The organism is Enterobacter sp. MGH 38 (assembly GCF_000492855.1).
Classification (GTDB): domain Bacteria; phylum Pseudomonadota; class Gammaproteobacteria; order Enterobacterales; family Enterobacteriaceae; genus Enterobacter; species Enterobacter hormaechei_C.
On record NZ_KI535607.1, the window covers coordinates 1770313 to 1789011 of the forward strand.

The following is an 18699-nucleotide window of genomic DNA, read 5'->3' on the forward strand; positions in this document are numbered from 1 at the left end:
ATCGCGGATGAACGAACATACGTCGCCTGCATTTTGGCCCGCCCGGGGTAGTCTCCATGAAGGGCGGGCTTTTGTTCTGAAAGAGGATGTCATTTTTACCGTGCTGGCGCAGGAGGGCGGCATCTCCTGGATGAACGGGCGGCATCCCCAGTCCGGCGGTTCGTTTATTATTGCCACCGCGGTCAGCGATGAAGAAGAGGAGCGGGCAACGCGGCTGCTGAAAAACGAGTTTGCCCTGCGCGATCGGCTTCATGACGGCTGGGCTATCCGGCCCGTCGCTTCAACCCAGTACCGCGGACGTTTTGCGCTGGTCTACGCGCCGTTCTGCTTTGAACTGCTGGCGTGCCGGGCAGGTAAGGCGATTTCCGGGATCGCCCGCTTTATCGAGATGGCGATCCGCATCTGCGGTCCCCTGCGCCAGATGCATCAGCACAACCTGATCCACGGCGATATCAAACCCGGGGCGATCTTCGTTCATCACGACGCCACCTGCCGTCTGTGCAGCTTCGGTCTTTCCTGCGGCACCTCCGACGCCTTCTCCCAGTCCCGGCTTGCCGCGTCTGGCTGCACGCCCGCCTACATGTCACCGGAACACACCACGCGTACCCGGCGCGCCGTTGACAGCCGGAGCGATCTCTACAGTCTGGGGATCGTGCTTTATGAACTTCTGACCGGGCGATTGCCGTTTGAACTGAGCGCTGATGACCAGACCAACTGGGCGCATTATCACATTGCCTCTGAACCGCTTGCGCCGGGTCGGGTGCGCCCGGACGTACCCGGCATGTTGTCGACCATTATCCTTAAGCTGCTGGAGAAGAATCCGGAGAATCGCTATCAGACCGTCGACGGGCTGATTGCCGACCTCAGGCGCTGCCAGGCGACGCTGACCGTTGAAGGCGAAATTGTCGACTTTATTCCCGGCCAGCAGGATCGCTCTCCGGCGATCCATCTGGCCGATTCGCTTTTCTCTGCGCATCCGCAGGCCAGCGACGTCATCGCCGCGTTTGAGCGGGTCAGCCAGAGCGGTGCGCCGGAACTGGTGACGATTGGGGGACCTTCGGGGATCGGCAAATCTTCCGTGATCGCCACCACGCTGAAATCGCTGCAACAGCGCAAGGTGCTGCTGGCGGTGGGCAAGGTCGATCAATATTCTCCCACGCTGCCCTACGGCGTGCTGAGTTCGGCGTTTCGGACGCTCACGCTGCACCTGCTCGGGCTGCCAGCCGGGGAGGTGGCGACGTGGAAAATCCGTCTGTCGCGCGCGCTGGAAGGCTTCGAGGAGTTGGCCGTCAGCCTGGTGCCGGAGCTGAATTTACTCCTTGAGAACAAACCGCGTTTCTCCGCGGATACCTTTTCCATCGACGCGCGGGCGCGCTTCGGCCATATGGTGCTGGCGCTGGTGAAAACTTTCGCCACCCAGGGCGCGCCGCTGGTGCTGCTGCTGGATGATGTGCAGTGGATCGACGCCGCCAGCCTGCGAACGCTCGATCACCTGCTGCGCGCCTGCGGCGCCATCCCGCTGCTGGTGGTGGTGGCGCACCGCGATCTCAGTTCGCTTTCTGATCCCACCTTGCAGACCGCGCTGGCGAGCCTGCCGGAGGCGGCGCAATACGCCACGACGATTGTGCCGCAGCCGCTGTCGGTGAAGGCCGTGGCGCGCTGGCTCGGGGGAATTTTTCATGCCCGCAGTAGCGGCACCGCCGATCTTGCCACGCTGATCCATGAAAAAACCGGTGGCAACCCGCTGTTTGTGCAGGAATTTTTCCGCCGCATCGTCGATGACGGACTGGTGGTGCACAACAAATATCAGGGGAAATGGCATTACGATCTCCAGGCCATCCGCGCCCGGCACTACACCGAAAACGTGGTGACGCTGGTACTTGAACAGCTCAAGGAGATGCCCGACGAGACGCGCCGCCTGCTGGGCAGCATCGCCTGCCTCGGCTGCACGGGCGAGCTGGAGATGCTGTGCCGCGTGGTGGGGCGGTCGGCGGCGGAAATCCGCTACGCGCTTCACCCGGCGGTTACTGCTCAGCTGATTGTGCTGACGGAGAAAGAGTACACTTTTACTCACGATCGGGTGCAGGAAGCCGCCTTTGCCCTGCTGGATGAGGGCGAGAAAAGCCATCTGCACCTGACCACCGCCAGCCTGCTGGCGGATGCCGCACGGCAGACGGCGGGCAACGAACTGCTGTTCCGCGCGGTTCACCACGTCAGCGCCGCGCTGGACTGCATCCAGCCTGCACCCCAGCGGCAGCGATTCCGGGAGCTGAGCCTTCAGGCCGCGCGGCGTGCGAAGCGTACCGGCGATTACCTTTCCGCCTTAAGCTATATCCAGACCGCCAGAGCGCTGGGGAATGCGGGCCCGGTCTCGGACTTTATGCTGGATATCGAAGAGGCGGGCTGTGAGTTTGCGCTCGGACACCTGGAGCGCACGCGTGCGCTGTGCGATGCGATCCTCGGTTCACCGGGCGGGCTGACGGAGAAAGCGCTGGCCGCCAACCTGCTGGCGGAAGTTTATATGCGCCAGTCGGAGATCCGCCTGGCGCTGGAGGCGTCGTTATGCTGGCTGGGCGTGTTCGGGATCCAGATCAGCCGCTACCCGGAAAATGCCGAATGTGACGAGGCCTGGCAGCAGTTCTGTCAACGCACCGCCGACGCGCCGCAGAATCCGTTTTCTCAGCTTAAGCTGATGGAGAACGCAGAGACCGAAGCGGTGATGAACCTGCTTTACAGCGCCAGTATTTTCGCCAGCTTTACCTGCCCGCGCCTGCACTTTTTACTCCTGTGCCGGATGATGCACCTCACGCTCGATCACGGCATAACCGGTGCTTCCACCACGGCGATGGCCTGGTTTGGCGTGCTGATTGGCCACCGCTACGCCGAATACCGTCTCGGGTTTGAGTACGGCACGCTGGCTCGTGAGCTGGTGAACCGCCACGGCTATGATGCCTATGAAGCCAAAACTCTGCTGCCGCTCGACCAGCTCAGCGTCTGGACCCAGCCGCTGTCGTACACTATCGAGTGCGCAAAGGCCTGCTTTACCTCGGCGGTGACCCACGGCGACATGACGATGGCCTGTTTCGCGGCCTGTCATCAGATCATTAACTTCCTCTCCCGGGGCGATCATCTGGATGGCGTGCTGACCAGCATCGATCGCGGTCTGGCCTTTGTACGCAAAACGGATTATCAGGACATTGAAACCGTTCTGCACATTCAGCGCCGCTACGTGGAGTTTTTACGCACGCCGGTGACGGGCCCATGGAGCGCCGCCCAGGCGCTGCCTGACGATCTGCTGCCCGCGCCGCCGGAGCAGGCGCCCGAGCAGACCTCGACCATGCTGTTCTGGTACTGGCTCTATCGCGGGATGGCGCACTTTTCCTGCGGCGAATACGCCGACGCACAGGCGGATTTAGAGAGGGCGGGCTGGTATGCGTGGTCCGCGCCGGGTCATATTCATCTGCTGGATTACCATTTTTACAGCGCGCTGGCGCTCTCCCGTCAGCTCACGCCGGAGACCTTCTCGGCGGATTATCGCCGCAGTATTCATCACCATTACGACAAAATTGCCCTCTGGGCGCGGATCAATTCGGGCACGTTTGCCGATAAAGAAGCGCTGATTTACGCCGAAATCGTCCGTCTGGACGGCATGAACAGCATCGCGCTGGAGCAGTATGAAAAAGCGGTGCGGCTCTCGCGGGAGGGCGGCTTTAACCCGATCAATGCCCTGGCGCACGAGCTGGCAGGGCGTTTCTCGCTGGCCTGCGGCTACCCGACCGCCTCCGACGCCCATTTCCGCGGCGCGATTGCCGCCTGGGGGCGCGCCGGGGCGCAGGCCAAGGTGCGCCAGCTGGAGCAGGATTTCCCGCATCTGCTGGCCTCCGGGCAGAGCCGCGCGTATGACACGGCGGCCTTCGCCCAGAACGAGGTGATCCGCGATTTACAGAGCGTCATCAAAGCCTCACGCGCCTTGTCCGAAGAAATTAACCTCGAGCGTTTAATTGAAAACCTGATGACGCTACTGCTTGAACGGGCCGGGGCGCAGCGTGGCCTGCTGCTGCGCGTTAGCGATAATCACATCCCGGAGATCGAGGCCAGTGCCTGGACCAGTACCGACGGGGTGCGGGTGCGCATCCTGAAGGCGTCACCGATGGCGACGGACATGCCGCTGTCGGTGCTGGCCGCAGTGATCCGCACCGGGCAGGAGATCCGCACCGGCAAACCGGAGGAGTTCCACCCGTTCAGCCAGGATCCGTATCTGGTGACGTCCGGCGCCGCCGTGATGTGTGTCCCGATGTTCAAACAGGCGCGGCTGGTGGGGGTGCTGTATCTGGAAAACCGCCTGATGCCGGAAGTGTTTACCGCCGAACATTCGCGCGTGGTCAGCCTGCTGGGCGCGCAGGCGGCGGTTTCGCTGGAGACTGCGCGGCTTTACGCCGAGCTGCTGGCGGAAAACATCCAGCGCCGACGGGTGGAGAAAGAGCTGCGCGCCAGCCAGACCTCACTGATGCTGGGCGAGCAGATCAGCCATACCGGCAGCTGGCGCTGGGAGCTGGTGCAGGATCTGATGTTTATGTCTGAAGAGTACGCCCGTATCCTTGGCCTGCCGGAGCAGCAAAAGATGATCTCAATGGCGGAGTTTTTAACCTTCGTGCATGAGGACGATTATGGCCGGATCAGCACCCTCGTTAACCAGAGCGTGCGCGACGGGCTGTCGATGCGCGCGGAGTTTCGCATTATCCGCACCGACGGCTCCGTTCGCTACATCCTCGGGATTGGCGATCCGGTCGGCGTCGGCAGCGAAGTGAATGAGTATTACGGCATCATTACCGACATCACCAGCCAGCGGGCGGCGGAAGATGCGATGCGGGTGGCGCAGGCGGATCTGGCGCGAGTCTCACGGGCCACCACCGTCGGACAACTGACCTCCTCGATCGCGCACGAGATCAACCAGCCGCTGATGTCGATTGTCTCGAACGCCGGCGCGAGCCTGCGCTGGCTCAACCGCGATCCGGCGCGGCTGGACAAAGTGCGCGAGGGGCTGGAGGAGATCGCCGCCGAGGGCGAGCGGGCAGGGGAGATCATTCGCAGCATTCAGTCTCTGACGCGCAAACAGGACCCCACGTTTACGCGTATTGATCTGCACTTCCTGATCCACCACATCATTATGCTTTCACGCAGCGAACTTGAGCTGCGACACATAAGCGTTGATTATCTTCTGAACGCTGACGACAGCTTTATCATCGGCGACAGCGTGCAGATCCAGCAGGTGCTGCTTAACCTGGTGATGAATGCGATGGAAGCGATGGCGGAAGTGACGGATCGCCCGTGCAGCATCACGATCTCCACCGCGAACTGCGGCGAGGGGAAGGTGATCTTTGAGATCGCCGATACCGGCAGCGGCATTGAGCCGGAGCTCACCGAGCGGATCTTTGACTCGTTCTATTCGACCAAAGCGCAGGGAATGGGGATGGGGCTGACCATCAGCGCCAGCATCATTGAACGGCACCGGGGGAAACTGAGCGCGCGCCGCAGAGAGCCGTACGGCACGGTATTTACCTTCGCGTTGCCGCTTGCCGGACAGGAGGAGTAACGGTTATTCCACTGGTTGATGTTTGGTCAGGCGCTCGACGGCCCTGACCAGTTCGGCCACGGAGCGGACCTGCATTTTCTCCATTACCCGGCGGCGGTGCACTTTCACCGTGATCTCACTGACGCCCAGCTCGGCGGCGATCTGCTTGTTGAGCTTGCCGCTGATGGCCAGCTCAAGCACCTCATGCTCGCGCGGCGTGAGGGACATGTGGCGCTGCTTCAGGGCGTAGTGCTCTTTGACGCGGGCGGCGTTGTGCTGTGCCAGTCTGAGCGCGGATTCGATGGAGCCGATGAGCGCGCTGGATTCAACGGGCTTAGTGAGAAATTCATAGGCTCCGCCTTTGATCGCCCGGACGGACATAGGGATGGTGCCGTGACCGGTGAGAAAGATGATCGGTATTTCCCGCCCGCTGGCTTTCAGCGCATCTGCGACATCAAATCCGGTTATCGTGGGCATCTGCATATCGAGGATCACGCAGGAGGGCAGATCCTCAAAGGGATGGCTGAGAAAGGCTTCTGCTGAGGAAAAGCCAAGGGCGTGCATATCCGCGGATTCCAGCAGCCTGACAACGGACTGTCTGACTGTGTCATCGTCATCAACCACATAAACAATGTGTTCCATTCACCGCCCCGGTGTGTGATCAGTAAATCATCGACAATAAAATAGCGCCTTTTTGAACGTAAGCGACTGTTTGCTATCCTCATTCATACTAACACATTAATTATTATTATCATTTACCAATATGAAGATGATATGAAAGTGTAATAAAAATGTGGCGAATTAGTTAGGAGTGGAGCGCTGTTTTTAGTGACCTTTCCGGGGGCGGAGCCAGCGCACGACACGCGATGTTTTGTGTGAGGACGCCGACGGGTAAAACAGGCTACACTCTGATTTTGAGCGCGACAAGCTGAGGACATAACGATGCACTACACACTGAAAAGCAGTGACGATAAAGAAAAAGCGGAAGGAACAAACGGCGCGGGCGCTCTACAGCAAAAACTGCTGGAATCCCGTTCGATTGTCATCTCCGGTGAAATCAACCAGGAGCTGGCCCAGAAAGTCATCACTCAGATGATCCTGCTGCAAAGCGTCAGTAACGATCCGATCAAGCTGTACATCAACAGCCAGGGCGGCCATGTAGAAGCGGGCGATACCATCCACGACTTCATTAAGTTTATCCGTCCGGAAGTACACGTTATTGGCACCGGCTGGGTGGCAAGCGCCGGGATCACCATCTTCCTGGCGGCGAAAAAAGAGCACCGCTACTCGCTGCCAAATACCCGCTTTATGATCCACCAGCCGCTGGGCGGCGTGCGCGGTCAGGCAACGGATATTGAGATCGAAGCGCGGGAGATCATCCGCATGCTGGAACGCGTGAACAAGCTGATTGCCGACGCCACCGGCCAGCCGCTGGAGAAAGTGAAGAAAGACACCGACCGTAACTTCTGGATGTCACCGGCGGAAGCGCTGGACTACGGCATCGTGGGCAAACTGATCACCCATTATGACGAGCTGAACCTGGATTAAGTTTTAGCCCGCGTGTGCGTCGGGTGACGGCTTCGCCTTACCCGACCTACACGCGCTCGATTGACCCATGACAAGTTCCCCCTCTGCTTTCTTACCTATAATCGCGCCTGTTTACCCTCTCACTGGTGCTAACCATGGCGTATCAACTGAACCTGAACTGGCCGGAATTTCTTGAAAAATACTGGCAAAAACAACCCGTTGTACTGAAAAATGCCTTCCCGAATTTTGTCGACCCCATTACCCCTGATGAGCTGGCGGGTCTGGCGATGGAGCCGGAAGTCGATAGCCGCCTGGTAAGCCACGCTAACGGCAAGTGGCAGGCGAGCAATGGCCCATTTGAGCATTTCGATAACCTCGGTGAAACCGGCTGGTCCCTGCTGGCGCAGGCGGTGAACCACTGGCATATGCCCGCCGCAGAGCTGGTGCGTCCGTTCCGCGTCCTGCCGGACTGGCGTCTCGATGACCTGATGATCTCCTTTTCTGTCCCGGGCGGCGGCGTTGGGCCGCATATCGATCAGTACGATGTGTTTATCATCCAGGGGATGGGCAGCCGCCGCTGGCGCGTGGGTGAAAAGCTGCCGATGCGTCAGTTCTGCCCGCATCCGGCTCTGCTACATGTCGATCCTTTTGAGCCGATCATCGACGAAGATCTGGCGCCGGGCGATATCCTCTACATTCCGCCTGGATTCCCGCATGACGGCTTCACCCATGAAACCGCGCTCAACTACTCTGTCGGTTTTCGCGGGCCGAACGGTCGCGATCTGATCAGCAGCTTTGCCGACTATGCGCTGGAGAACGATCTGGGCGGCGAACACTACAGCGATCCGGATCTGACCTGCCGCGAACACCCGGGTCGCGTGGAGCAGTACGAGCTTGATCGCATTCGCGAGATGATGATCCACATGATTAGCAAGCCGGATGATTTCACGAAATGGTTTGGCAGCTTCGTCTCCACGCCACGTCACGAGCTGGATATTGCCGCCGCCGAGCCGCCGTATTCCGCAGAAGAGGTGCTGGACGCGCTTCAGGGCGGCGAAACGCTGTCGCGCCTGAGCGGCCTGCGCGTGCTGAACGTTAACGGCAGCTTCTTTATCAACAGTGAACAGCTGGAAACGGCGGATGTGAACGGGGCAGACGCGCTGTGCCGCTACACCGAGCTCGGCCAGGCCGAGCTGGGTGACGCACTGAATAATCCGGCGTTTGTGGACGAACTCACCGGGCTGATTAACCAGGGGTACTGGTACTTCGACGAGTAACATGAGGCGGCGTTTAGTCAGCCTAAACGCCGCTACGTTCAAACCAGCATATTACACGCCTTCCAGTAGTTCAAAAGCCGCTCGTCGTCGCGCTCTTTCTCCGCTTTGATTTTCATCGCCTGGGCGAGATTCTCTCGCGATAACTCATGGCCTTTTTGCACGATGTCTAAAACCGCTTCACCAAGAGCCAGCGAAATTTCTGTCCGATTGTTGCGAATCGTCATAAATACCTCCTCGTTGGTTGCGATAAGTTAATTATGAACGGGAAATAATCAGTCGGTAATAATTCATCTCATTCTTATTTTTTCATTTCGGCGTTAAGTAGAATGAATATTCGGTTCTGTCAATGATGTTTCAAAATGCTAATAGGGCGTTTAAGCCTTAATTTATGCGCTACAGTTAATTTCGTGCAACAGGCAAATAACCGAAACAGGAGAATAATTATGGTAGATAAAAGCGCAATTAAGGATCACACTCAGGTTGTCGCCAGCTGCGGAACGCACGTCGGGGTTGTGGACCATCTTGATGGTGAGCGTATCAAGCTTGCGAAGAGCGATCCGGAATCGGGCGGCAAGCACCATTTTATTCCTCTCGGCTGGGTTGATAAAGTCGAAGATAATAAAGTTGTCCTGACCAAAAACCATAAAGAGGTTTTTGCTGAGTGGCAGGAAGCATAAATATATCTCTCGCAAGGAAATATATGCCTTCGCTCCGGCTTCGTCCGGAGCGTAATAGTGTCTGCGCCCGGTGATTGCTGCCATTGCAAATGGATGGTACTGTTTTGCCTGTCCTTTCCCGATGCAGGCCCCGAATGATGCTCCAGAGTGAAAATAAATCAGCGAAACGCATATTTTTTGTTGAAGATTTTCAGGTATTCGGCGAGCGCTATGGCATTGACTACCGTTTCCCCCAGTTAAAAGAGGCGCAGGTCAGCGGTAGCCCCGTGTTGCAGGGGAATGTTGAAGAGATGATGCTCTCGTCCGGCATTTCGCTGACCCATTCCGACGTACGTGTATTACAGCCCTATGAAACCACCTCTCGCCACAGCAGCCCGCTCTATATGCTGGTGGTGCTGGAAGGGTGCGTGACGCTCACGCTCAATGGTATCAATTATCCCGTCCGCCCGGGCATGGCGTTCAGCTCACGTCTGAGTGAAGATCAGGTAATGAGCGCGCGTCACGATGCCGACAGCACGCTGAAAACGCTCTCGTTTGGCGTGTACCCGCACGATGCCGGACGTGAAGCCTTGCTTGAGTCATTGCTTCTGGAATGGCAAAGCCTGAATGCACCCGCCTTTGTCTGGCAGGTTCCCGAGTTTGTGATGTCAGGTATTCTGCATGCGCAGCGGCAGGGGGTAAGCGTGCTTTCACGCAAGCTTTTGCTTGAGGGGCTGATGTATCAGCTGCTCGGCCATGGCCTCAACCAGCGCCAGCAGCCTTGCCCAAGCCGCCCTGAGCATGCGCGTCTTGAACGCGTGCGGAGCCTGCTGGAACAGTCTCCTGAACGGGATCATACTCTCGCGCAGCTGGCAGCCCTGGCTGCAATGAGCCCAAGCAGCCTGCGTAGCAAGTTCCGTCAGCGCTATGGCTGCACCCTCTTCGACTATCTCCGCAACTGTCGCCTTGCGCTGGCGCGCCGCTATCTGCTGGAAGGCCACAGCGTGCAGCAGGCGGCGTGGATGTGCGGGTATCAGCATGCCACCAACTTCGCCACCGCGTTTCGTCGTCATTACGGGATTTCACCGGGTGACGTGCGCAAACTCCGCTAACGTAATTTCTCCTGTCGCGCGAATGAATCCCGTGCGGTTTAGCATCGCGCATACGTAACCTGGCTGTACGCATAGCCGTTTGCACTCTCAAAAAGGTAATAATTCTTATTAACAATAAGAAATATCTCTGGAGAGGGTTATGTTTGCTAAATCGCGTCTGGCACTGCTGGTGGGATGGGTTACCGGTAGCGTCGCTTTTCCTTTACTGGCGCAGGATGCCCAAAAAACTGACACCGTGGTGGTGACCTCGCAGATGCAGTCTGCGGCCACCAAGGTTGAAACACCGGATATTGAAACCCCGCAGTCGGTCTCTATCGTCACGCGCGAGCAGTTCGAAGAGCAGGGCGCAACCAGCGTGCGTCAGGCCGTGAGCTACACGCCGGGGGTCTACAGCAACCAGATCGGGGCGTCAAACCGCTTTGACTACATGGTGCTGCGTGGCTTCTCGGACGGCAGTCTGGACAACGTCTACCTCGACGGCCTGAAGATGATGGGCGACACCAATTCCCACAGCTCGCTGGTGGTTGACCCGTGGTTCCTGGACAGTATCGAAGTCGTGCGCGGTCCGGCCTCCGTGCTCTATGGCCGCTCATCGCCGGGCGGGATTGTGGCGCTCACCTCCCGTAAGCCATCGTTCGATCCTGGCGGGGAGATTAAGCTCTTCGCCGGTAACAATAACCAGCGTGGGGCGATGTTCGACGTGACCGGCCCGGTTGATGATAACGACCGCGTGGCGGTGCGCCTCAGCGGGATGACCCGCTATGCTGATTCCCAGTTCGATCCGCTCAAAGAAGAGCGTTACGCCCTGATGCCGAGCCTGACCTGGCGTATCACCGACAACACCCGTCTGGATCTGATGGCCTACCTGCACCGCGATCCGGAAGGCGGCAGCCACTCCGGCCTGCCATATGAGGGCACCGTTGTACCGCACAGCGGTAAGAAAATCTCCAACACCTTCTTCGAGGGCGAGGACGATTACGACAAGTACGATCGTCGGGAAAACATGGTCGGCTATAACATCGAGCACCTGTTTGACAGCGGCTGGTCTGTGCGCCAGAAGCTGCGCTACCTGCACACCAAAGTCGAGCTGAACCAGGTGTATGCCGCAGGCTGGCTGAATGACACCGAGCTGAATCGCGGCTATTCCGGCTCTGACGAGAAGATGAACGCCATCACCCTGGATAACCAGGTCGACGGCAGCTTCGACACCGGGGAGGTGAACCACCGCGTGCTGATCGGCATGGACTATCAGGACCGCACCAACAACGTCACCGGCTACTACGGCGGCTTCCCGCCGATTGACGCTTTCCATCCTGTTTACGGCGCGAAGCCGGACTACATCACCCAGTACAGCAGGGAAAAACACAAGCTGCGCCAGACCGGCTACTACCTACAGGATCAGATGTCCATTGACCGCTGGCGCCTGACGCTGGGCGGGCGTTACGACCAGGTGAGCGTGTCGAACGTCGACAACTTTAACCACACCCGCAGCGATCTGGATAAAAACAACTTCAGCAGCCGCGCGGCGCTGCTGTATCTGTTTGATAACGGCGTTGCGCCGTACGTCAGTTACTCTACCGCCTTTACGCCGACCAGCTTTGCCGACGAGCAGGGCAATATCCTGGATCCGATGAAGGGCAAGCAGTGGGAAGCGGGCGTAAAGTATGAGCCAGAGGGGATGAACAGCCAGTTCAGCGCCTCGGTGTTCCGCATCAACCAGAAGAACATTGCCACTAAAGAGGAGCCGACCGATCCGTACCGTTCCATTGGTGAAATCGAATCCGAAGGCGTTGAGCTGGAGGCGATTGGTCAGCTGACCGACAGCCTGCGTATGCAGGCGGCGTACACCTACACGGATATTCGCTACAAGAAGAGCAGCCCGGAAGAGGAGGGCAAGCGCGCCGTTTATGCCCCGCGTAACATGGCCAGCGCCTGGCTGAGCTACGACGTCAAAACCGGCCCGCTGGACGGCCTGACCGTCGGCTCCGGCGTGCGCTATGTCAACGGGATCGCCAGCGATCGCCAGAATACCCATACGCTTCCGTCGTACACGCTGGTGGATATGACCGTGGGGTATGACCTGTCGAAAGTGGGGCTCACGGGCGTGAGCGCGCAGTTGAACGTCAATAACCTGACGGACAGAAGCTACGTCGCGGCCTGTAACTCTCTCTCTTACTGCTACTTCGGTGCAGAACGCAGCATTGTGGGCAGCGTTTCGTGGAAGTTCTGAGTTGTTGATTTTGCCGGGGGGCGGGAGCGGTTTTCTCCCTCTCCCTGTGGGAGAGGGGCGGGGTGAGGGCAAAATGCCGCACTACTCCTCCATCGCAATCACAATCGCTTCACCCATCTTTTTCAATGCCTCGCGATTTTTGTCTGTCGGCGGCAGCGCTACGTTGATCCGCAGGCAGTTGCGGTACTTCCCGGAGGCGGAAAACAGCGACCCGGCCGCGGCCTGGATCTTCAGCCGGCACAGCTGCTTGCTGACGCACACCATATCGACCGTCTCCGGCAGCTCAACCCACAGCAGGAAGCTGCCCTGCGGGCGGGTGACGCATATCTCTGCCGGAAAATACTGCCGCACCCAGCAGGTGTAGGTCTCCATATTCTGCTGATAAATCTGGCGCATACGCCGCACGTGGCGATGGTAATGGCCGTCGCGGATAAACGCCGCCACCGCCATCTGCGTGCCCGGCACGTTAAACCCGCCCGCGGCGTACTTCATGTGCATCACTCGATCGTAATAGCGCCCCGGCACAATCCAGCCGACGCGCAGGCCCGGCGCCACGGTCTTGGTAAACGAACTGCATAACAGCACGCGACCATCAATATCCATAGAATGAATGGTGCGCGGACGCGGATACTCCGCCGCCAGCTCGCCGTAGATATCATCCTCAACAATCACGATATCGTGCCGCTGTGCCAGGGCTAAGACCTGCTTCTTCCGCGCCTCCGGCATGATAAACCCGAGCGGGTTATTGCAGTTTGGCACCAGGATCACCGCCTTGATCGGCCACTGCTCCAGCGCCAGCTCCAACGCTTCGATGCTGATCCCGGTTTCAGGATCGGTGGGAATTTCAATGGCCTTGATGTCAAAGCCGCGCAGCATCTGCATGGTGCCGTGAAACGACGGCGATTCCACCGCCACGATATCCCCCGGTTTGCACACCGAGAGCAGGGCGATCGACAGCGCGCCGTGGCAGCCGTTGGTGATGACAATCTCGTTTGCCGCCACGGTGGAGCCGCCATCCAGCATCAGACGGGCGATTTGCTCGCGTAGCTCCAGGCGCCCGTCGAGCACGTCATAGCTCAGCATTTCGCCCGGATTATGCTGCGCAATGCGGCTCATCTCGCGCCACAGGGGCTTCAGGCTCGCCTGGTTAATGTCCGGCGAGCCGCCGCCAAAGGAGATCATCTCTTTGTCGGCGCGGGCGTCCAGCAGCATCATCACCTCATCCCACTGGGTAACGTCCACCGGGCGCTGCACCGGGCGGGTCATTGCCGGTACGGGCGGCTGGGCTTTGCGTTTCGAGACGAAATAGCCGGAGCGCGGCTGAGGCGTGATCAGCTGGAGGTTTTCGAGGATCTGGTAGGCCTGCTGTATGGTGCTGATGCTCACGCCGTGCTCCTGGCTCAGCGTGCGTACCGACGGCAGACGTTCGCCGCTGCGATACAGCCCTTGTTCAATGCGTTCCGCCAGGAGGTTGGCCAGATGTTGATAGCGCGTCATGCTGTATCCTTTATTTTCACCATACAGATTATTAAACCAGTACAGATTGCCGCAAAAAACGGCATGCAGATACCGTTTTAGCGGATCTGTATGTTAAAAAAAAGTTGTTTTTGCATCTGTATTGCGCAGGTCGATTTCCAGGATGATAACCCCACTGGCACAGCGAGGAGAGCATCATGGAATTCTACGAGAATCGTTCAAAACGTCCGTTTATCGCGTTTGTCTGGGTAGCGAAAACGCTGCGTAACTGGTATCGCATCAACCGTACCCGCCGTATTCTGAGCCAGATGAGCGACGAGCAGCTCAAGGACGTCGGGTTATCGCGATATGATGTGTGAGCATAGGGTTGCCTGGTGGCGCTACGCTTACCGGGCCTACAGGAGACCGTAGGCCGGGGAAGGCGCAGCCGCCACCCGGTGGTTTTCAGCTCAACAGTTCTAGCGTCTGCCGTTTCGGCCTTTCCAGCAAATCCAGCGCCTCCTGATACGACCGCACGTTGTTATAGCCCATCACCAGCCCGTAGCGTTTTCCTGATCCGTGATACCACGCCGAAAGCGCATTGACCTGCAATTGCTGTTCCTGCCAGCAGCGGGCGATCTCCCGGTCAGCGCTTCCCTTTGCGAGGAACGCGACAATATGCATCCCGCCGTCGTTTTGCTCGGTGAAAAACAGATCGCCATAGACCTCACGCAGGGCGGCAATCATCCAGTCGCGGCGGGTCTGATAGAGCGCGCGCATCTTTTTCAGATGACGGAAAAAATGCCCTTCGTTGAGAAACGCGGTGAGGATCTTTTGCGTCAGCACCGGCTGGCCGCTGGTGAGGATGTCCGCGCTGTCGGTAAACGCGCCGACGGTGCTGGCGGGCATCACCACGTACCCCATGCGCAGCGATGGCATGATGGTTTTGCTGAAGGTGCCCATAAAGATCACCCTGTCATGCTGGTCGAGGCTTTTCAGCGACGGCAGCACTTTGCGGGTGTAGTGAAATTCGCCGTCATAATCATCTTCGATAATCCACGCCTCGTTTTGTGACGCCCAGTCGAGCAACTGCTGCTTGCGCGGCAGGGAGAGCGTCACCGCCAGCGGGCTCTGGTGCGACGGAGTAACGATGGCGAAGCGGGCATCGTGGTGATTACGCAGCAGGTAGTCCGTATCCATCCCTGCGCGATCGACCGGCACGGTGTGCAGGCGGGGCACAATGCGCTTGAGCAACTGCTGGCCCATAAAGTAGCCTGGATCCTCAAATACCACCTTATCGCTGCGGCTGGCGAGCGTGTCGAGGATCAGGCGCAGGCTGCCGCTGTAGCCGCTGGTGATCATTACCTGTTCCGCAGTGCAGGATAACCCGCGCGAGATATTGAGATAGCGGGCTATCGCCTCGCGCAGCGGATACCAGCCCAGAACGGGCGGGTTGAGCATTTCATCCTGACGCATGGCGCGCGTCGCCTGGCCCGCCAGCAGCAGCCATTTTTTATAGGGGAAGCTGTCGAGCGCGGGAATGCCGGGGCGCAGAAAACCGGCTCGTTCGCGTTGGCTAATCAACGACGCCGGCAGCGTGCCGGTCGCTTGTTCTGTGGGGGCGTTTTGCGCGGGCAGCAGAAGATCCGGATTCACCCGCGTCCCGCGCGCGCCCTGGCTCACCAGATACCCTTCGCCCGTCAGAATGGCATACGCCGTCTCGACGGTTTTGCGCGCCACCTTCAGCTCTTCCGCCAGCAGGCGGATGGCAGGTACCCTGTCGCCCGGCTTCAGCACGCCGCGCATGATGTTGTCGCGATAGCGGGAATAAATCTCGTGATAGCCCGGCTTCATGTCCTACCTCATTTCACGCTTTTTGTATCTTTTTACTATGTCATGAACGGCGTAGATTTGCTTCATCGCATGACACATGCCGCACAAAAAAGAGGAAAGACAATGAGCACTCGCGTAAACCACCACAAAGCCACACCTGCACTCACCAACGCGCTTTCCGCCCTGAGCATGGAAGTGGCGAAAACCTCTATTGATCCGGCGCTGAAGCACCTGATCGACATTCGCGTGTCGCAGCTGAACGGCTGTACGTTCTGTCTCGATATGCACTCAAAAGAGGCGAAAATCGCCGGCGAGCGCGAGCTGCGCCTGTACCATCTAGCGGCCTGGCGCGAGTCCCCGCTGTTCAGCGCCCGTGAAAAAGCGGCGCTGGCCTTCACCGAAGCGCTGACCCAAATCGGCGTTCACGGCGTGAGCGATGCGCTGTACCGCAGCGTGGCGGAGCACTTCTCGGACGTGGAGATTTCAGAGCTGAACTTCGCCATCGTGGCGATCAACGCCTGGAACCGCCTGGGCATTACCTCCCGCATGGAGCCGGGCTCGCTGGATGCGGCGTACGGGCTGAACAAGGCTAACCTGGAATAATCCCGCGCTCGCGGATCATCGCCACCAGCGCCCGCAACCCCGGCGGGACGTGGCGATGGCCGGGGTAGTACAGGCGCAGCCCGGCAAACGGCTGCGCCCAGTCGTTTAAGACGCTCACCAGCTCCCCGCTTTTCAGCTCGTCCTGAATATACAGTTCCGGCAAAAATCCTACCCCTAATCCCGCCTTTACGGCGCGGATCGAGGCAAAAAGATCGGACGTCGCAAAGCGCGGTGGTACGGCAAGGGCGTACGTTTCCCCCCGACGCGCCAGCTCCCAGCGGTAGATCCCGCCGTGGGCCATGCGCATGCCGATCCCCTGATGTGAAAGCAGATCGTCCGGCGTCTCGGGTATGCCGTGACGGGCGAAATAGTCCGGCGTGGCGGTCACCAGCTGGCGGATCTCACCGGTCAGCGGCACGGCGATCATGTCCTGCGGAACGGACTCTTCGAGGCGGATCCCCGCGTCATAGCCTTCGGCGACGATGTCGATCATCCTCGCTTCGCTCACCGTTTCCACGCGCATTTTCGGGTAGCGGATCATGAAGTCGATCAGCAGCTGGTCCAGAAACAGGGTGCCGATATGGTTCGGCACGTTGAGGCGCAGCGTTCCGGCGGGTTCCCCGGTGTCGCTGTGGATCTCCTCCCCGGCGAGGCGGATCTCCTGTAGCGCCGGGCCGATACGCGCCACGTAGCGCTGTCCGGCGTCGGTGAGCGCCACGCTGCGGGTGGTGCGGTTGAAAAGCCGCGTCTCAAGGCGGCTCTCCAGCCCGGCGATGGCGTTGCTGACCGCCGTGGCGGACATCCCCAGTTCCTGCGCCGCGCCGCGAAAGCTGCCGCGCCGCACCACCGCCATCACCACTTCCAGCTCTGTCAGACCTGAACGATGCATAGATTATCCTGAAAATCGAAACAACCCTTGCAGCATAGCGTGGATTATCGCAACGGAGAAGCCGTGACAGACTGGGCTCACACAGCCTGAGGAGGTTTATATGCACACCATCGAACAGATCTTTATTAACGGCGAGTTTGTTACCCCGCACGGTACCGAACGGTTTGATTTGTACAATCCGGCGACGGCGCAGGTCATCGGCCAGGTTCGCCTGGCGGATGAGGTTGACGCTGAACGCGCTATCGCGGCGGCGAAAGCGGCGTTTCCGGCGTGGTCGCAGACCACAAAGCAGGAACGCATCGCCGCGCTGAAGCGCATGCACGCCGCCGTGGCCGCTCGTCACGACGCTCTGCTGGAAGCGGTCATTGAAGAGTACGGCGCGCCCGCCTCGCGCTCGGCGTGGATGGCAAGCTATCCGGCAGAGGTGATTGCTCAGGCCATCGAGGCGCTGGAGGCATTTGAGTTTGTCACCTCCGCAGGTGCCGCAACGGTGCAGATGACGCCGCTCGGCGTGGCCGGGCTGATTACGCCGTGGAACAGCGATGCGGGGTTTATCTGCGGCAAACTGGCGGCCGCGCTGGCGGCGGGCTGCACGGCGGTCATCAAGCCGAGCGAAATGAGCGCCCTGCAAACGCAGATTGTCACCGAAGCGCTGCGCGACGCCGCGCTACCGCCGGGCGTGTTTAACATCGTCACCGGACGCGGCGAGACGGTGGGCGAAACCCTCAGCCGCCATCCGGACGTCGCGAAAATCTCGTTCACCGGTTCCACGAATACCGGCAAGGCGATCCTGCGCAACGCGGCGGAAAGCTTTAAGCGCGTAACGCTGGAGTTGGGCGGTAAATCGCCGACGATCCTGCTGGATGATGTGGATCTCGAGCAGGCGATCCCGCTGGTGATCCAGGCCGGGTTTATGAACAGCGGGCAGGCGTGCGTGGCCGGGACGCGCATTCTGGTGCCTTACTCGCGCAAGGCGGAGATCGAAACCGCGCTGGCGCAGGCCGTGGCGGCGGTGAAATCCGGCGACCCGCGCAACAGCACGACAGACGTCGGCCCGATGGTCAGCGAAAAGCAGTGGCTGCGGGTGCAGGGCTATATCCGCAAAGGAATCGAAGAAGGGGCGCGCCTGCTGGCGGGCGGCGAAGGGCGACCGGAAGGCACGCGGGACGGCTGGTTTGTGCGTCCGACGCTGTTTGCCGGCGTGAACAATCGGATGACCATTGCCCGCGACGAGATTTTCGGCCCGGTGCTGTGCGTAATCCCTTATCAGGACGAGGCGGAGGCGATTGCCATTGCCAACGATACCGAGTACGGCCTGAGCGCGATGGTGCTGGGCGGCGATGTGGACCGCGCGCGACGCGTGGCACAGCAGATTGTTTCCGGTCGCGTGCTGGTGAACACCCTGGCTCATGAACCGAAAGCGCCGTTTGGCGGGTTTAAGCACTCCGGCGTGGGGCGCGAGATGGGCGAGTGGGGGATCCGCGCGTTTATGGAGCCGAGGTCGGTTCTGGGCTAAAGCTTCGCTCTTTACCGAAGCATTGTGCT

The 18699-nt window shown here is 59.5% G+C and carries 14 protein-coding genes; 9 read left to right on the top strand and 5 right to left on the bottom strand.

Features of this window, described 5'->3' with window-relative positions:
* The first annotated feature begins 7 nt into the window (after positions 1 to 7).
* Positions 8 to 5593, top strand: coding sequence for a trifunctional serine/threonine-protein kinase/ATP-binding protein/sensor histidine kinase (locus L384_RS12560; RefSeq protein ID WP_023324099.1), 5586 nt, complete (start codon positions 8 to 10; stop codon positions 5591 to 5593).
* Positions 5594 to 5596: 3 nt separating this feature from the next.
* Here the strand turns inward: L384_RS12560 and L384_RS12555 are convergent, their stop codons facing one another.
* Positions 5597 to 6214 (bottom strand): response regulator transcription factor, encoded by a 618-nt coding sequence (locus tag L384_RS12555; RefSeq protein WP_003863061.1) that lies wholly within the window; start codon positions 6212 to 6214, stop codon positions 5597 to 5599.
* Positions 6215 to 6514: 300 nt separating this feature from the next.
* Here L384_RS12555 and L384_RS12550 point away from each other — a divergent pair, with 300 nt between their 5' ends.
* Together L384_RS12550 and L384_RS12545 are read left to right on the top strand one after the other, a co-directional pair.
* On the top strand, positions 6515 to 7120 hold the full coding sequence (locus L384_RS12550; RefSeq protein WP_003863062.1) for an ATP-dependent Clp protease proteolytic subunit: 606 nt from the start codon (positions 6515 to 6517) through the stop codon (positions 7118 to 7120).
* Between the two features lie 134 nt (positions 7121 to 7254).
* Positions 7255 to 8376, top strand: a complete 1122-nt coding sequence (locus L384_RS12545; protein WP_023324100.1) for a ribosomal protein uL16 3-hydroxylase — start codon at positions 7255 to 7257, stop codon at positions 8374 to 8376.
* 38 nt (positions 8377 to 8414) lie between these two features.
* Here the strand turns inward: L384_RS12545 and L384_RS12540 are convergent, their stop codons facing one another.
* Complete coding sequence (locus L384_RS12540; protein ID WP_003863066.1) at positions 8415 to 8600, bottom strand: hypothetical protein; 186 nt, start codon at positions 8598 to 8600, stop codon at positions 8415 to 8417.
* A gap of 219 nt (positions 8601 to 8819) precedes the next feature.
* Between L384_RS12540 and L384_RS12535 the strand changes: the two genes are divergently transcribed.
* The 3 genes from L384_RS12535 (at position 8820) to foxA (ending at position 12374) form a co-directional block, all read left to right on the top strand.
* On the top strand, positions 8820 to 9053 hold the full coding sequence (locus L384_RS12535) for a DUF2171 domain-containing protein (RefSeq protein ID WP_003863067.1): 234 nt from the start codon (positions 8820 to 8822) through the stop codon (positions 9051 to 9053).
* 134 nt (positions 9054 to 9187) lie between these two features.
* Positions 9188 to 10144, top strand: coding sequence for a helix-turn-helix domain-containing protein (locus L384_RS12530; RefSeq protein ID WP_022650335.1), 957 nt, complete (start codon positions 9188 to 9190; stop codon positions 10142 to 10144).
* 121 nt (positions 10145 to 10265) lie between these two features.
* Entirely contained in the window at positions 10266 to 12374 is a 2109-nt protein-coding gene (foxA, locus tag L384_RS12525) for a ferrioxamine B receptor FoxA (protein ID WP_114078588.1), read from the top strand.
* A gap of 81 nt (positions 12375 to 12455) precedes the next feature.
* On the opposite strand, the gene L384_RS12520 is transcribed toward foxA, so the two are convergent.
* On the bottom strand, positions 12456 to 13871 hold the full coding sequence (locus L384_RS12520) for an aminotransferase-like domain-containing protein (RefSeq protein ID WP_023324102.1): 1416 nt from the start codon (positions 13869 to 13871) through the stop codon (positions 12456 to 12458).
* 176 nt (positions 13872 to 14047) lie between these two features.
* On the opposite strand from L384_RS12520, the gene L384_RS12515 reads away from it, so the two are divergent.
* The gene (locus tag L384_RS12515; RefSeq protein WP_003863073.1) at positions 14048 to 14209 is read left to right on the top strand and encodes a DUF1127 domain-containing protein; all 162 of its coding nucleotides are present in this window, start codon (positions 14048 to 14050) and stop codon (positions 14207 to 14209) included.
* An 85-nt stretch (positions 14210 to 14294) separates the two neighbouring features.
* On the opposite strand, the gene L384_RS12510 is transcribed toward L384_RS12515, so the two are convergent.
* On the bottom strand, positions 14295 to 15683 hold the full coding sequence (locus L384_RS12510; protein ID WP_023324103.1) for a MocR-like pyridoxine biosynthesis transcription factor PdxR: 1389 nt from the start codon (positions 15681 to 15683) through the stop codon (positions 14295 to 14297).
* Between the two features lie 102 nt (positions 15684 to 15785).
* Here L384_RS12510 and L384_RS12505 point away from each other — a divergent pair, with 102 nt between their 5' ends.
* Positions 15786 to 16265, top strand: a complete 480-nt coding sequence (locus tag L384_RS12505) for a carboxymuconolactone decarboxylase family protein (RefSeq protein ID WP_003863077.1) — start codon at positions 15786 to 15788, stop codon at positions 16263 to 16265.
* Here L384_RS12505 and L384_RS12500 read toward each other — a convergent pair.
* Positions 16252 to 17154, bottom strand: a complete 903-nt coding sequence (locus tag L384_RS12500; RefSeq protein ID WP_023324104.1) for a LysR family transcriptional regulator — start codon at positions 17152 to 17154, stop codon at positions 16252 to 16254. The two genes, L384_RS12505 and L384_RS12500, sit on opposite strands and share 14 nt — an antisense overlap.
* 100 nt (positions 17155 to 17254) lie before the next feature.
* On the opposite strand from L384_RS12500, the gene L384_RS12495 reads away from it, so the two are divergent.
* Positions 17255 to 18670, top strand: coding sequence for an aldehyde dehydrogenase family protein (locus tag L384_RS12495; protein ID WP_023324105.1), 1416 nt, complete (start codon positions 17255 to 17257; stop codon positions 18668 to 18670).
* Positions 18671 to 18699 lie beyond the last annotated feature (29 nt).